The 13882-nt window shown below is 62.9% G+C and carries 15 protein-coding genes and 3 tRNA genes; 10 read left to right on the top strand and 8 right to left on the bottom strand.

What is annotated here, in order from left to right; genetic code table 11:
* Positions 1-169: 169 nt before the first annotated feature.
* From ACFW0B_RS24795 to hemA, 6 genes are all read right to left on the bottom strand, one after another.
* Positions 170-685 carry an acyloxyacyl hydrolase gene (locus ACFW0B_RS24795; protein WP_449151618.1) on the bottom strand — a complete coding sequence of 172 codons (516 nt, stop codon included), beginning with the start codon at positions 683-685 and terminating at the stop codon, positions 170-172.
* 102 nt (positions 686-787) lie between these two features.
* On the bottom strand, positions 788-1582 hold the full coding sequence (gene murI, locus ACFW0B_RS24790) for a glutamate racemase (protein WP_449151617.1): 795 nt from the start codon (positions 1580-1582) through the stop codon (positions 788-790).
* Positions 1575-2330, bottom strand: coding sequence for a molybdopterin-synthase adenylyltransferase MoeB (locus ACFW0B_RS24785; protein ID WP_449151616.1), 756 nt, complete (start codon positions 2328-2330; stop codon positions 1575-1577). Before ACFW0B_RS24785 ends, murI begins: the two co-directional genes overlap by 8 nt.
* Positions 2324-3154 carry a peptide chain release factor N(5)-glutamine methyltransferase gene (gene prmC, locus ACFW0B_RS24780; RefSeq protein ID WP_449151615.1) on the bottom strand — a complete coding sequence of 277 codons (831 nt, stop codon included), beginning with the start codon at positions 3152-3154 and terminating at the stop codon, positions 2324-2326. Before prmC ends, ACFW0B_RS24785 begins: the two co-directional genes overlap by 7 nt.
* A 1-nt stretch (position 3155) precedes the next feature.
* Complete coding sequence (prfA, locus tag ACFW0B_RS24775; protein ID WP_449151614.1) at positions 3156-4238, bottom strand: peptide chain release factor 1; 1083 nt, start codon at positions 4236-4238, stop codon at positions 3156-3158.
* On the bottom strand, positions 4235-5509 hold the full coding sequence (hemA, locus tag ACFW0B_RS24770) for a glutamyl-tRNA reductase (protein ID WP_449151613.1): 1275 nt from the start codon (positions 5507-5509) through the stop codon (positions 4235-4237). The genes prfA and hemA overlap by 4 nt, the downstream gene beginning before the upstream one ends.
* 180 nt (positions 5510-5689) lie before the next feature.
* On the opposite strand from hemA, the gene ACFW0B_RS24765 reads away from it, so the two are divergent.
* The 10 genes from ACFW0B_RS24765 to ACFW0B_RS24720 all read left to right on the top strand — a co-directional run bounded on the left by ACFW0B_RS24765 (position 5690) and on the right by ACFW0B_RS24720 (position 13099).
* Positions 5690-7420, top strand: coding sequence for a tetratricopeptide repeat protein (locus ACFW0B_RS24765; protein ID WP_449151612.1), 1731 nt, complete (start codon positions 5690-5692; stop codon positions 7418-7420).
* Between the two features lie 3 nt (positions 7421-7423).
* The gene (gene lolB / locus ACFW0B_RS24760) at positions 7424-8041 is read left to right on the top strand and encodes a lipoprotein insertase outer membrane protein LolB (RefSeq protein ID WP_449151611.1); all 618 of its coding nucleotides are present in this window, start codon (positions 7424-7426) and stop codon (positions 8039-8041) included.
* Position 8042: 1 nt separating this feature from the next.
* Positions 8043-8894 (top strand): 4-(cytidine 5'-diphospho)-2-C-methyl-D-erythritol kinase, encoded by an 852-nt coding sequence (gene ispE, locus ACFW0B_RS24755; protein ID WP_449151610.1) that lies wholly within the window; start codon positions 8043-8045, stop codon positions 8892-8894.
* Between the two features lie 32 nt (positions 8895-8926).
* Positions 8927-9001, top strand: a tRNA-Gln gene (locus tag ACFW0B_RS24750).
* Positions 9002-9061: 60 nt separating this feature from the next.
* Positions 9062-9136: transfer RNA gene (locus ACFW0B_RS24745), tRNA-Gln, on the top strand.
* An 86-nt stretch (positions 9137-9222) separates the two neighbouring features.
* The gene (locus ACFW0B_RS24740; protein WP_449151609.1) at positions 9223-10164 is read left to right on the top strand and encodes a ribose-phosphate pyrophosphokinase; all 942 of its coding nucleotides are present in this window, start codon (positions 9223-9225) and stop codon (positions 10162-10164) included.
* A gap of 105 nt (positions 10165-10269) precedes the next feature.
* A complete protein-coding gene (locus ACFW0B_RS24735) occupies positions 10270-10872 on the top strand; it encodes a 50S ribosomal protein L25/general stress protein Ctc (RefSeq protein ID WP_449151608.1) in 603 nt (200 codons plus the stop codon).
* 38 nt (positions 10873-10910) lie between these two features.
* On the top strand, positions 10911-11495 hold the full coding sequence (gene pth / locus ACFW0B_RS24730; protein ID WP_449151607.1) for an aminoacyl-tRNA hydrolase: 585 nt from the start codon (positions 10911-10913) through the stop codon (positions 11493-11495).
* Between the two features lie 26 nt (positions 11496-11521).
* Entirely contained in the window at positions 11522-12622 is a 1101-nt protein-coding gene (gene ychF / locus ACFW0B_RS24725; protein WP_449151606.1) for a redox-regulated ATPase YchF, read from the top strand.
* A gap of 400 nt (positions 12623-13022) precedes the next feature.
* Positions 13023-13099 (top strand) — tRNA-Met (locus tag ACFW0B_RS24720).
* A gap of 104 nt (positions 13100-13203) precedes the next feature.
* Here the strand turns inward: ACFW0B_RS24720 and ACFW0B_RS24715 are convergent.
* Positions 13204-13464, bottom strand: coding sequence for a Txe/YoeB family addiction module toxin (locus ACFW0B_RS24715; protein WP_449151605.1), 261 nt, complete (start codon positions 13462-13464; stop codon positions 13204-13206).
* Positions 13464-13823, bottom strand: a complete 360-nt coding sequence (locus ACFW0B_RS24710; protein WP_459251733.1) for a type II toxin-antitoxin system Phd/YefM family antitoxin — start codon at positions 13821-13823, stop codon at positions 13464-13466. The genes ACFW0B_RS24715 and ACFW0B_RS24710 overlap by 1 nt, the downstream gene beginning before the upstream one ends.
* Positions 13824-13882 lie beyond the last annotated feature (59 nt).

Below are 13882 nucleotides of genomic sequence, written 5' to 3'. Positions count from 1 at the left end.
TTCCGCTAGCACTTCCCCTTGCCGGGCGTGCAGAGGACTTCCACCTCCAAGTCGTCCAGTTCACCACCACAGTGAACCGAACAGCGCCAGTCACGGCGCTACGCGCCATGCCTGGCGCACCCAATAAAAAACCGGGCACCTGGCCCGGTTCTCTTGCTGCGGTTTCGCCTCAGAAGGACAGGCGATAGTGCAGGCTGTAGGACTCGACGCCGTCGTTCGGCTGCTTGATGCCGGCGTTGGAGTAGTGGATGGCGCGCAGACCGACTTCCTGGTTGGCGAAGCGCAGGCCCACGCCCAGACGGTCCTCGAACTGGAAGGAGGAGCCCAGGTCGTTGTCTTCCAGGTCGGTGTCCGAGAACAGGGCCACACCAATGCCGGCTTCGACATAGGGCTTCACGGTTTCACCGGCGAATTCGTAGACGAATACCGGGGCGAAGGAAAGGCTGTGGTTGCTGGCGCTCTCATCACCGTCCCAGTAGCTGTAGGCGGCATCCCAGTAACCGGTCAGGCGACCCACGTCGCTCGCAAACCAGCTGCTGGAGAAATCGAACTGGGTGCCCAGTCGGTACACCATGGTGGACTCACCAGTCTGGCCGATATCCAGAGAAACATCCGCAGCCTGCACGGAGACGATATGACCCAAGGAAATGGCTGCTGCGGCGGCCCAGCAGAAAAGTTTCTTCATGAAAGCAGTCCTTGTTCTGAAGTGCTGACAGAATTCGTTAATACCTGGCAGCGATTATAGATAGCTTTTTAATCGGGGAAAGAAATCTGACGGAACTTTCTGTCAGTCGGGGAAGTCGTCCACCCGGGCAGATTCTCCCCACAGCACCGGCAGGATTTCCTGCATTGCCAGCGGATCGCCGCTGGACCAGAAACGGCAGGGTTCTGCCGGTCCCTCCGCCAGCAACCCACCAGCCTCCAGCAGGCGCTGCACCTGGCGCGCCACCGCAGCGCCCGTATCGATCAGGCTGATCGAGTCCGGTACCAACTGGTGCAACAGCGGACGCAGAAAGGGGTAATGGGTGCAGCCGAGGATCAGGGTATCGCAGCCCTCGTCCAGCAAGGGCTGGACATAGCCCGCGAGCAACGCACGCGTGTCCGGCCCCATCAGGTCGCCCGCCTCGATGCGCTCCACCAGGCCCGGGCAGGGTTGGGTGATCACTCGCACGTTTCCGGCAAAGCGATCCAGCAATGCGGCGAACTTGGCGCTCTTCAGCGTGCCGGTGGTTGCCAGCACCCCCACCACGCCACTGCGGGTAGCCGCGGCGGCGGGCTTGACGGCCGGCTCCATGCCGACGATGGGCAACTGTGGATAACGCTCGCGCAGGTCAGCCACCGCGGCGACGGTAGCGGTGTTACAGGCCAGCACCAGCGCCTTGGCACCGCGCTCGAGCAGGAACCCGGCAATGCGATGGCTGCGCTCGCGGATGAAGTCGGCGCTCTTCTCGCCATAGGGGACGTGGCCGCTGTCGGCGACGTAGAGCAGCGATTCGCGGGGCAACAGGGAGCGGATTTCCCGCAGGACGGAAAGACCGCCGACGCCCGAGTCGAAGACCCCGATCGCGGCGGCTTCAGGCATGCCGCGCCCCGCAGACTTCGCAGGCCGGGTCGCGCTTGACCCGCAACTCGCGGAAGCGGCTGCCAAAGGCGTCCACCAGCAGCAGACGGCCCACCATGGGCTCACCGAAGCCGGCGATCAGCTTCAGGGCTTCCAGGGCCTGCAGGCTACCCACCAGCCCCACCAGCGGGCCGACCACGCCGGCTTCGCTGCAGGTCAGTTCGGCTTCGCTGCCGTGGCCATAGAGGCAGTGGTAGCAGGGGCTGTCGTCACGGCGCGGATCGAACACCGAGAGCTGACCTTCGAGACGGATAGCCGCGCCCGATACCAGCGGCTTGCCAGCCGCCACGCAGGCCGCATTGACCGCCTCGCGGGTACCGAAGTTGTCGGTGCAATCCAGCACCAGGTCGACCGCTGCCACGGCAGCGGCCAGGGAGTCTTCGTCCAGCGCGCGGGTGTGGGGCACCAGGCGCACGTCCGGATTCAGCGCCGACAGGCGGGCCATGGCCGAATCGACCTTGCTCTGCCCGACGCTGTTGCTGTCGTGGACGATCTGCCGCTGCAGGTTGGTCAGGTCGACGGTGTCGAAGTCCGCCAGGTGCAGCTCACCGATGCCAGCGGCAGCCAAGTAGAGGGAGACCGGCGAGCCCAGGCCGCCGAGACCGACGATCAGGACGCGGCCCTGCTTCAGGCGCAGCTGGCCGTCGACATCAATCTGCGGCAGCAGGATCTGCCGGCTGTAACGAAGGAGTTCCTGATCACTCAGCATGGCCATTGCCCAAGGGAGATGCGTTCATGACCGCCCAGGTCGCGGCGGCTTTCCACCACCTGGAAGCCCTGGCGGGACAACAGATCACGGACAGCCGCGGCCTGGTCGTAACCATGCTCCAGCAACAGCCAGCCGCCGGGCAACAGGTGCCGGGGCGCGTCCTGGATGATCTGGCGGATGTCGTCCAGGCCATCGGCGCCGGCCACCAGCGCGCTGGCGGGCTCGAAGCGCACATCACCTTCGCCCAGGTGCGGGTCCTGAGCGCGAATGTATGGCGGATTGCTGACGATCATCGCAAAGCGTTGTTCGCCCAGCGCGGAGAACCAGTGGCTTTCCAGGAACCGGGCATTGTTCAGTTTCAGTCGCGCACGGTTGCGCTCGGCCAGTTCCACGGCGGCGCAAACACGATCGACACCGGTGACCTTCCAGCTCAGGCGCTCACAGGCCAGCGCCAGGGCGATGGCACCGGTGCCGGCACCAAGGTCGAGCACCTCGGCCGGGCTGGCCGGCAGCAGGGCCAGGGCGGTTTCCACCAGCAGTTCGGTGTCCGGGCGCGGAATCAGGGTCTCTGGCGCCACTTCCAGATCCAGGCTCCAGAAGCCCTGGTGACCGAGGATATAAGCCACCGGCTCGCCGCTGCGGCGACGCTCCAGGAAGCTGGCGTAGCGTTCGGCCACGTCTCCGGATACCACGCGCTCCGGCCAGGTATGCAGGTAGCTGCGCGGCTTGCCGAGGGCGGCGGCCAGCAATAGCTCGGCGTCCAGGCGTGGAGTAGGCGAGTCCGGCAGGCGGGCCTGGCCGAGGAGACTGGCGATGATGGTCACGTCAATCTCCCAGGGCCGCCAGTTGGTCAGCCTGGTACTCGGCGAGCAGCGGCTCGATCACCGCCTCCACGCCGCCGGCCATGACGTCGTCCAGCGCGTAAAGGGTGAGGTTGATGCGATGGTCGGTGACCCGGCCCTGCGGATAGTTGTAGGTGCGGATACGTTCGGAACGGTCTCCCGAGCCCACCAGCAAACGGCGGGTATCGGACATTTCCTTGTGGGCGGCGGCTTCCTGCTGGTCGTTCAGCTTGGCGGCCAGCCAGGCCAGGGCCTTGGCGCGGTTCTTGTGCTGGGAACGCTCTTCCTGGCACTCGACCACGATGCCCGACGGGATGTGGGTGATGCGCACCGCCGAGTCGGTCTTGTTCACGTGCTGGCCGCCGGCACCGGAAGCACGGTAGGTATCGACGCGCAGGTCGGCCGGGTTGATCTCGATGGCGGCCTGCTCGTCCGGCTCCGGCAGCACGGCGACAGTGCAGGCAGAGGTATGGATGCGGCCCTGGGATTCGGTTTCCGGCACCCGCTGCACGCGGTGCGCGCCGGACTCGAACTTGAGCTTGGCGTAGACGTTGTCGCCTTCGACGCGGGCGATAACTTCCTTGTAGCCACCGTGCTCACCCTCGCTTTCCGAGAGGATCTCGACACGCCAGCCCTGGCGCTCGGCATAACGGGAATACATGCGGAACAGGTCGCCGGAGAAGATCGCCGCTTCGTCGCCACCGGTGCCGGCGCGGATTTCCAGGAACACGTTGCGGCCGTCGTTGGGGTCCTTGGGCAGCAACATGCGCTGCAGGCGGTCTTCCAGCTCCGCCAGCTGTTCACGGGCCTGCGCCACTTCTTCCTCGGCCATTTCGCGCAGGTCCGGGTCGCTGTCCTTGAGCAGCGCCTGGGCGCCTTCGAGGTCGCCCTGGACCTTGCGGAACTCGCGGAACGCAAGGATCACTGGCTCGACCTCGGCGAACTCCTTCGAGTACGCGCGGAACTTGCCCTGGTCACTGATGACCTCGGCATCGCCGAGCAGGGCGGTGAGTTCCTCGTAGCGGTCCTGGAGGAGATCGAGCTTGTTCAGCAGGGAAGCTTTCATTGCGAACGTTTATCCGGGCCCTCGTCGAGGGCGAAGAGTTCCTGGGCCACGGCCAGCGCGTCGAAGCGGCCGTCGGCAGAGAGTTTCTTCAGCTGCACGCTGGGGGCGTGCAGCAGCTTGTTGGTCAGGCCGCGGGCCAGCTGGGCCAGCACTTCCTCGGCCGCAGTGCCGTTCTGCAACATGCGCTGGGCCTTGGCGACCTCTTCGTCACGCAGACGCTCGGCCTGCTGGCGATAGGCACGCAGCACGTCGACTGCCGCCAGCTCGCGCAGGCGCTGCATGAAATCCTCGACGCCGGCGCCCACCAGCTCTTCGGCGGCCTGGGCCGCGCCCTGACGGCTCTTGAGGTTTTCCGCGACCACCTCATGCAGGTCGTCCACGGTATAGAGGTAGACATCGTCCAGCTCGCCCACTTCGGGCTCGATGTCGCGCGGGACGGCGATGTCGACCATGAAGATCGGTTTGTGCCGGCGCTGTTTCAGCGCACGCTCCACCGCACCCTTGCCGAGGATCGGCAACTGGCTGGCGGTGGAACTGATGACGATATCGCTGTGGGCCAGCTCCTGGGGCATGTCGGCCAGCAGCACGGCGTGGGCACCGAATTCCTCGGCCAGCAGGCTGGCGCGCTCCAAGGTGCGGTTGGCGACCACGATGCGCTTCACCCCCTGCTCATGCAGGTGGCGGGCGACCAGGGTGATAGTTTCACCGGCGCCGATCAGCAGTGCCTGGCTGCGGTGCAGGTCGGAGAAGATCTGCCGGGCCAGGCTGACAGCGGCAAAGGCCACGGAAACCGGGTTCTCGCCGATGGCGGTGTCGGTACGCACCGTCTTGGCGGTACTGAAGGTGGCCTGGAACAGGCGACCGAGCAGCGGGCCGACGGTACCGGCCTCACGCGCCACGGCGTAGGCGGACTTCATCTGGCCAAGGATCTGCGGCTCGCCGAGGACCATGGAATCCAGCCCGGATGCGACGCGCATCATGTGACGGACGGCTGCATCGTCCTGATACACGTAGGCACAGGCACGCAATTCTTCCAGGCTCAAGTTGTGATAGCCGGCCAGCCAGGCGAGCACTTCATCGGTGCTGGGGTGGTCCTGCTCCAGATACAGCTCGCTGCGATTGCAGGTGGAGAGAATGGCCGCCTCGCGGCTGGGCGTGATACGGCACAGCTGCTGCAAGGCCTCCACCAGCTGCTCAGGAGTGAAGGCCACACGTTCGCGGACGTCCACCGAAGCGGTCTTGTGGTTGATACCAAGAGCAATGAAGGCCATGCAGGGTCGCTAACAGAAACGGGAGGGCGCGCAATTGTCCTACTTCACCCGAACAACGACAACCACTGCCGATAATTGTCTGGCCGAACAGGTTTTCCCCAGCCGCAGGTTGGGCCCCATGTGCTAGCCCGACGGCTTGTGTCATGATGAGCCATTCGCTGGTTAGTCGCCTTCCCTCCTATGAATAGATCCCTCGCGTTGCTGACCGCCCTGCTGTTCCTCGGCGGCTGTCAGAGCTTGACCCACAAGTCCCCGGACGGCACCCCGCCGGTCGAGGAAGGCAACCAGGCCTCCGCGCCCGCCAAGCCCGAGGTCTACAGTTCGTTCAACCGCGAAACCCTCTACGCCCTGCTCGCCGCTGAACTGGCCGGACAGCGCAACCGCTTCGACATCGCCCTCGGCAACTATGTGCAGCAGGCCAACGCGACCCAGGACCCGGCCGTGGCCGAGCGCGCCTTCCGCATCGCCGAATACCTGGGTGCCGACCAGGCCGCCCTGGATACCGCACTGATCTGGGCGAAGAACTCTCCCGACAACCTCGATGCCCAGCGCGCCGCCGCCGTGCAGTTGGCTCGCGCCGGCCGCTATGACGAATCCATGACCTTTATGGAGAAGGTGCTTCAGGGCCAGGGCGACACCCATTTCGATTTCCTTGCCCTTTCCGCGGCCGAAACCGATGCGGACACCCGCGCCGGCCTGCTGCAGAGTTTCGACCGCCTGCTGGCCAAGCACCCCGACAACAGCCAACTTCTGTTCGGCAAGGCCGTGCTGCTGCAGCAGGATGGCCGTACCGAAGAAGCCCTCAAGCTGCTCGAAGGGGTGCCCGCCGATGACACGGAAATCGCTCCGATCCTGCTCCGCGCCCGCCTGCTGCAGGCGCTCAAGCGCAACGACGAGGCCCTGCCGCTGCTGCAGAAAGCCATCAAGCAGCACCCGGACGACAAACGTCTGCGCCTGACCTACGCCCGCATGCTGGTGGAGCAAGGCCGCCTGGATGAGGCCAAATCCGAGTTCTCCGGGCTGGTCCAGCAGTTCCCGGATGACGACGACCTGCGCTACTCCCTGGCGCTGGTCTGCCTGGAGGGCGAAGCCTGGGACGAAGCCCAGATCTATCTGGAAGAACTGGTGGACCGCGGCAGCCACCTCGACTCCGCCCACTTCAACCTTGGCCACGTCTACGAAAAACGCGGCGACAAGGAAAGCGCGCTGATCGAATACGCCCAGGTCGGCCCCGGCAACGACTACCTGCCAGCGCAGATGCGCCAGGTGAACATCCTCCTGGACAGCGGCCGTGCCGACGAGGCCGAAGCCCGCCTGGCCAAGGCCCGCGAATCCCAGCCCGACTACGCCATCCAGCTCTACCTGATCGAAGCCGAGAGCCTGGCCGAGCGGCAGCAGCCGGAGCGTGCCTGGACGGTTATCCACCAGGGCCTGCAACAGTTCCCGGACGACCTCAACCTGCTCTACACCCGCGCCATGCTGGCGGAGAAGCGCAACGACCTGGCCCAGCTCGAGAAAGACCTGCGCTTCATCATCGAGCGCGAACCGGAAAACGCCATGGCGCTGAATGCCCTCGGCTACACACTGGCCGACCGCACCACGCGCTACGACGAAGCCAAGAAACTGGTGGAACAGGCCCACAAGCTGAACCCGGACGACCCGGCAATTCTCGACAGCCTCGGCTGGGTCAACTACCGCATGGGCAACCTGCCGGAGGCCGAACGCCTGCTGCGCCTGGCTCTGCAGGAGTTCCCCGACCACGAAGTAGCCGCACACCTTGGTGAAGTGCTTTGGGCCCAGGGCAAACAGGTCGAAGCCCGCAAGGTCTGGGCCGAAGCCCTGCAGAAACAGCCCGGCAGCGCCATCCTCCGTGACACCCTGCAACGCCTGACCGGCTCCGGAAACATCTGATCCATGCGCTTACGTAACTTCCTGGCCGCCGGTGCGCTCGCCCTGCTCACCGGTTGCGCTGCACTCGCCCCCCACGAAACCCTCGAAGGCCAGGGCAACCAGGCCGGCTGGGACGCCCACAAGACCCAGGTCAGCGCCCTCGATGGCTGGCAGATCAGCGGCAAGGTGGGCATCCGCGCGCCCAAGGACTCCGGCAGCGGTACCCTGTTCTGGCTGCAGCGCCAGGACTATTACGACATTCGCCTGTCCGGCCCGTTGGGTCGCGGTGCGGCTCGCCTGACCGGCCGCCCGGGCAGGATCGAGCTCGAAGTGGCCAACCAGGGCCGCTACCAGGCCGAAACCCCTGAAGCCCTGCTGGAAGAACAACTCGGCTGGCGCCTGCCGGTTTCCCACCTGCTCTGGTGGGTGCGCGGCCTGCCCGCCCCGGACAGCCGTAGCCGCCTGACCCTCGACGGAGACAGTCGCCTGGCTCGCCTCGAACAGGATGGCTGGCAGGTGCAGTACCTGAGCTACGTGGAACAGAACGGCTATGCCCTGCCCGAACGCATCAAGCTCAGTGGCGAGAACCTTGATGTCACCCTGGTGATCAAGGACTGGCAGCCGCGCCAGCTCGGCCAGTGACATGCAGGACGCGCAACTCATCCTGCCGGCTCCGGCCAAGCTCAACCTGATGCTGCACATCCTCGGCCGCCGCGCCGATGGCTATCACGAGCTGCAGACGCTCTTCCAGTTCCTCGACCACGGCGACGAACTGGCCTTTTCCGTCCGTCGGGATGGCGAAATCCATCTGCGCACGGAAGTCCCGGGCGTCCCCCATGACAGCAACCTGATCGTCCGTGCCGCCCGCAAGCTGCAGGCCGAATCCGGCTGCTGGCTGGGCGCCGACATCTGGCTGGACAAGCGCCTGCCCATGGGCGGCGGCATCGGTGGTGGCAGCTCTGATGCGGCGACCACGCTCCTCGCCCTGGACCGCCTGTGGAGCCTGGGCTGGAGCGAAGATCGCCTGGCCGCACTGGGCCTCACCCTGGGCGCCGACGTGCCGGTATTCGTGCGTGGCCGAGCGGCCTTCGCGGAAGGCGTCGGTGAACGACTGACCCCGGTAGAACTGCCGGAACCCTGGTTCCTCGTCGCAGCGCCGCAAGTCTTTGTCAGCACAGCAGAAGTTTTCTCCGATCCCGAGTTGACACGGGATACTCCGCCCATTAAAGTTCGCAGCCTTCTTGAGGGGGGCGGTCGTAACGACTGCCAGCCGGTGGTCGAGAAGCGTTACCCGGATGTACGTAACGCGCTGATCTTGTTGAATAAATTCACTTCAGCTAGATTGACCGGCACTGGAGCTTGTGTGTTTGGGAGCTTCCCAAACAAGGGCGATGCTGATAAAGTTCGCCGCCAACTTCCGGCCACTCTGCCGAGCTTCGTTGCCCAGGGCCGCAACATCTCCATGTTGCACCGCAAGCTTCAAGGCATGGTTTGAGAAGGAATGCAAGACTGTCGGTTGTCCGATACAGGGGCGTCGCCAAGCGGTAAGGCAGCAGGTTTTGATCCTGCCATGCGTTGGTTCGAATCCAGCCGCCCCTGCCATTAACCCAACAGGTTATGCGTACAACGAAACGAAAGTCCTGCAAAGCGAGTTACATTTTTAGGGGCGTCGCCAAGCGGTAAGGCAGCAGGTTTTGATCCTGCCATGCGTTGGTTCGAATCCAGCCGCCCCTGCCATACACTTGAAAAGCTGTTCAAAAGCCCACGGCCTTTGAACGGCTTTTTGATTCATCAGGTCTACCCTCAGCCGGCAGGTACTGCGCGTGTCCAAGATGATGGTCTTCACGGGGAATGCCAACCCCGATCTGGCGCGTCGCGTCGTACGTCAACTGCATATTCCCCTCGGTGATGCTTCCGTAGGCAAATTCTCCGACGGTGAAATCAGTGCTGAAATCAATGAAAACGTCCGCGGCAAGGACGTCTTCCTGATCCAGCCGACTTGCGCACCGACCAACGATAACCTGATGGAACTGGTAGTGATGGCTGACGCCTTCCGCCGTTCCTCGGCCTCCCGCATCACTGCGGTCGTCCCCTACTTCGGCTATGCCCGCCAGGACCGCCGTCCGCGTTCCGCCCGCGTGGCCATCAGCGCCAAGGTAGTGGCCGACATGCTGACCGTCGTCGGCATCGACCGTGTACTCACCGTCGACCTGCACGCCGACCAGATCCAGGGCTTCTTCGACATTCCGGTGGACAACATCTACGGTTCCCCGGTCCTCGTCGATGACATCGAAGACCAGCGCTTCGAAAACCTCATGATCGTTTCCCCGGACATCGGCGGCGTGGTTCGCGCCCGTGCCGTGGCCAAGTCCCTCGGCGTTGACCTTGCCATCATCGACAAGCGTCGCCCAAAGGCCAACCAGTCCGAAGTCATGCACATCATCGGCGATGTCGAAGGCCGCACCTGCGTGCTGGTCGACGACATGGTCGACACCGCTGGCACCCTGGGCCATGCCGCCAAGGCCTTGAAAGACCACGGCGCCGCCAAGGTCTACGCCTACTGCACCCACCCGGTGCTGTCCGGCCGTGCCATCGAGAACATCGAAAACTCCGTGCTGGACGAGCTGGTGGTGACCAACACCATCCCTCTGTCCGCCGCGGCACAAGCCTGCTCGCGTATCCGTCAGCTGGATATCGCGCCGGTTGTGGCTGAAGCGGTTCGCCGCATCAGCAATGAGGAATCGATCAGCGCGATGTTCCGTTAAGGACATCCCTGACGAAAGCGCCCCGCTCCGGCGGGGCTTTTTGCCCAACCGCCCTGATGCTGGTCGCAAGCATTACGGGCGTTTTGGCTATTTTGGAGAATTGTAATGACTGAATTTGCCCTGAATGCCGAAGCGCGTTCCGACCTGGGGAAAGGTGCGAGCCGCCGCCTGCGTCGTAATGCCAACCTGGTGCCCGCTGTTGTATACGGCGGCGAGAAAGCCCCGCAATCCGTAAGCCTGCTGGCCAAAGACCTGGCCAAGCTGCTGGAAAACGAAGCAGCCTTCAGCCACGTGATCTCCCTGAACGTTTCCGGCGCTACCGAAACCGTTCTGATCAAGGCCCTGCAGCGTCACCCGGCCAAAGGCTTCGTACTGCACGCTGACTTCCAGCGCGTAGTTGCCAGCCAGAAACTGACCGCCCACGTCCCCCTGCACTTCATCAACGAAGCTACCTCCGTTGGCGTGAAGCAAGGCGGCGGCGAAGTTTCCCACACCATCTCCGAAGTCGAAGTCTCCTGCCTGCCGAAAGACCTGCCGGAGTTCATCGAAGTCGACCTGGCCAAGGTCGAAGTAGGTCAGACCGTTCACCTGTCCGATCTGAAACTGCCCAAAGGCATCGAGCTGGTGGCCCTGGCCCACGGCAACGACCTGGCAGTTGCCAACATCCATGCTTCCCGCGTGGTGAAGGAAGAAGGCGAAGCCGAGTAATTTCTTACTCTGCGTCAGCCTGATAAAGGGCCCCTGTAGTGACTGCCATTCAACTGATCGTCGGCCTGGGTAATCCCGGCCCCGAATACGACCAGACCCGGCATAACGCAGGGGCCCTTTTCGTTGAGCGCCTGGCAGCACGCGAGCGCGTCAACCTGAGCCTCGACAAGAAATACTTCGGCCTGGTCGGAAAATTCTCCCACCAAGGTCGCGACGTTCGTCTGCTGATCCCCACCACCTACATGAACCGCAGCGGCCAGTCCGTGGCGGCGCTGGCTGGGTACTTCCGCATTCCGCCCGAAGCCATCCTCGTGGCCCACGACGAACTCGACATGCCCCCCGGCGTCGCCAGGCTCAAGACAGGCGGCGGCCATGGCGGCCACAACGGGTTGCGCGACATCATCGCCCAACTCGGCAACCAGAATTCGTTCCATCGCCTGCGGCTTGGCATCGGCCATCCGGGGCACAGCAGCCTGGTCTCCGGTTTCGTGCTCAGCCGCGCCCCGCGCAGCGAGCAGGAACTGCTCGACACCAGCATCGATTCAGCCCTCGACGTGATGCCAGAACTGCTCGCCGGTGACTTCCCCCGCGCCATGCAGAAACTGCACAGTCGCAAGGCCTGACCCCACTCCGCGCAGAGGCACATACCATGGGATTCAATTGCGGCATCGTCGGCCTGCCCAACGTTGGCAAGTCCACCCTGTTCAACGCCCTGACCAAGTCCGGCATCGCAGCGGAGAACTTCCCCTTCTGCACCATCGAGCCGAACAGCGGCATCGTGCCGATGCCCGACCTGCGCCTCAATGCGCTGGCCGAGATCGTCAAGCCCGAGCGCGTGCTCCCCACCACCATGGAATTCGTCGACATCGCCGGCCTGGTGGCGGGCGCATCGAAAGGTGAAGGCCTCGGTAACAAATTCCTCGCCAACATCCGCGAAACCGACGCCATCGCCCACGTGGTGCGCTGCTTCGAAGACGACAATGTCATCCACGTCTCCAACAGCGTCGACCCCAAACGCGACATCGAGATCATCGACCTCGAACTGATCTTCGCCGACCTCGACAGCTGCGAGAAGCAACTGCAGAAAGTCGCCCGCAATGCCAAGGGCGGCGACAAGGATGCCCTGGCCCAGAAAGCCCTGCTGGAAAAACTCATCCCCCACTTCAGCGAAGGCAAGCCGGCGCGCTCCCTGCTGAAGAACCTGGGCGACGACGAAAAGCGCCTGGTCCGCAGCTTCCACCTGCTCACCAGCAAGCCGGTGATGTACATCGCCAACGTTGCCGAAGACGGCTTCGAGAACAACCCGCACCTGGACGTGGTTAAAGCCATCGCAGCCGAAGAAGGCGCCATCGTGGTTCCGGTGTGCAACAAGATCGAAGCCGAAATCGCCGAGCTCGATGATGGCGAAGAAAAAGACATGTTCCTCGAAGCCCTCGGCCTCGAAGAGCCCGGCCTGAATCGCGTGATCCGCGCCGGTTACGAACTGCTCAACCTGCAGACCTACTTCACCGCCGGCGTGAAGGAAGTCCGTGCCTGGACCGTCCGCGTCGGCGCCACCGCCCCGCAGGCGGCCGCCGTTATCCACACCGACTTCGAAAAAGGCTTCATCCGCGCCGAAGTGATCGCCTACGATGACTTCATCCAGTTCAAGGGTGAAAACGGCGCGAAGGAAGCCGGCAAATGGCGCCTGGAAGGCAAGGAATACATCGTCAAGGACGGTGACGTGATGCACTTCCGCTTCAACGTCTAAGCCGCAATAGGGATCCTGATGGATCCCAGCGGACACAAAACCCCTTGAAGATAGCCACCTCAAGGGGTTTTTCTTTTCCACCAAGGTCCATCAAGTCTCTTTGCCATCCATACCTTTACCGGGTACGCTGCCGTTCAAATGAAGGTGGGGTTTGTGGAGCGGTTACGGTGCTTTTGGCTTCAATCGCTCACACTCGCGCGCGCCCTCAGCCACTCCGAACGGGATGACATGGAGCAGAAGCATTGCCTTCATCCCCCACTCTCCCCCATCAGAGAAAACCTTTTCACCCAGAACGCATCGCTGGAAACCCGCTCACCACCTAAACAATTGAAAGATCACAAAATTATCTAAGAAAAGGGGTTGACAGCCCCCCGAGAGATACGGAAAATGCGCGCCACTCGGCTACATAGCTCAGTCGGTTAGAGCGCAGCATTCATAATGCTGATGTCCCAGGTTCAAGTCCCGGTGTAGCCACCATACAAAACAAAGGGTTAGCGCAAGCTAACCCTTTTTTGTTTTGGGCGGCAGACTAAAAACAGACTACATCCCGACTACGCGCGCCCTCTCCGCATCGTTACCGATCAGTAGTGATAGCGGCACGAAAGAATCTCCAAAGCCTCTCCCTCTTGTCGATAGACCAGACGGTTAGTGTCGTCGATTCGCCTTGACCACCATCCTGACAAATTCTCTTTCAAAGGTTCAGGCTTGCCGATTCCTTCGAATGGGCTTCGGCAGCAATCCTTAATGAGCAGGTTGATACGCTTCAGTGTCTTTTTGTCCTGGCCCTGCCAGTACTCATAGTCAGCCCATGCCTCAAGGGACCAAACAAGGCGACTCGTCATCAACGAACCGCCTTAGCTGGTTTCGCAGCGGTGGTAGCCCGAGCTTTCTTCGCTGCAGTCTTGGCTGATACAGCGGTCGACGCAATCTTGCGGGGACGTGGCTCATCATCCTCCACCAAGCCCCGCACTACCGTTTTGCCGGACTCCATTTGAGCCAGAGATCGCGCCAGGTGAGCGGCGTTAGCCGGGGACTTCAACAGATGGACGGTCTCCATCAGGCTGTTGAAGCTGTCGAGCGAAAGCAGCACGGCGTCTGGCGCATCGCGACGGGAGATAACGGTAAAGTCCGCGTCGTCTACGACATCATCAATGACTTTCTTCAGGTTGTTGCGAGCATCAGAGAAATTGACCACGCGCATAACGGCACCTCATGTGCAATTTACTGTACAAGTCTATCCCTCATGAATGCTAACTAGCA

The organism is Metapseudomonas phytobenefica, assembly GCF_043392685.1.
Taxonomy (GTDB): Bacteria; Pseudomonadota; Gammaproteobacteria; order Pseudomonadales; family Pseudomonadaceae; genus Metapseudomonas.
The sequence above is the reverse complement of the archived record's forward strand: the minus strand, read 5'-3'. Positions and strand labels throughout refer to the sequence as shown.

Excerpts from the sequence above, each read along its gene's own strand:
- ACFW0B_RS24710 (WP_459251733.1), bottom strand. The coding sequence starts at position 13,823 with ATGCGCGTGGTCAATTTCTCTGATGCTCGCAACAACCTGAAGAAAGTC.
- lolB (WP_449151611.1), top strand. The coding sequence starts at position 7,424 with ATGCGCTTACGTAACTTCCTGGCCGCCGGTGCGCTCGCCCTGCTCACC.
- murI (WP_449151617.1), bottom strand. The coding sequence starts at position 1,582 with ATGCCTGAAGCCGCCGCGATCGGGGTCTTCGACTCGGGCGTCGGCGGT.
- prfA (WP_449151614.1), bottom strand. The coding sequence starts at position 4,238 with ATGAAAGCTTCCCTGCTGAACAAGCTCGATCTCCTCCAGGACCGCTAC.
- hemA (WP_449151613.1), bottom strand. The coding sequence starts at position 5,509 with ATGGCCTTCATTGCTCTTGGTATCAACCACAAGACCGCTTCGGTGGAC.
- ACFW0B_RS24715 (WP_449151605.1), bottom strand. The coding sequence starts at position 13,464 with ATGACGAGTCGCCTTGTTTGGTCCCTTGAGGCATGGGCTGACTATGAG.
- ACFW0B_RS24765 (WP_449151612.1), top strand. The coding sequence starts at position 5,690 with ATGAATAGATCCCTCGCGTTGCTGACCGCCCTGCTGTTCCTCGGCGGC.
- ACFW0B_RS24735 (WP_449151608.1), top strand. The coding sequence starts at position 10,270 with ATGACTGAATTTGCCCTGAATGCCGAAGCGCGTTCCGACCTGGGGAAA.
- ACFW0B_RS24785 (WP_449151616.1), bottom strand. The coding sequence starts at position 2,330 with ATGCTGAGTGATCAGGAACTCCTTCGTTACAGCCGGCAGATCCTGCTG.
- ispE (WP_449151610.1), top strand. The coding sequence starts at position 8,043 with ATGCAGGACGCGCAACTCATCCTGCCGGCTCCGGCCAAGCTCAACCTG.
- ACFW0B_RS24795 (WP_449151618.1), bottom strand. The coding sequence starts at position 685 with ATGAAGAAACTTTTCTGCTGGGCCGCCGCAGCAGCCATTTCCTTGGGT.
- ychF (WP_449151606.1), top strand. The coding sequence starts at position 11,522 with ATGGGATTCAATTGCGGCATCGTCGGCCTGCCCAACGTTGGCAAGTCC.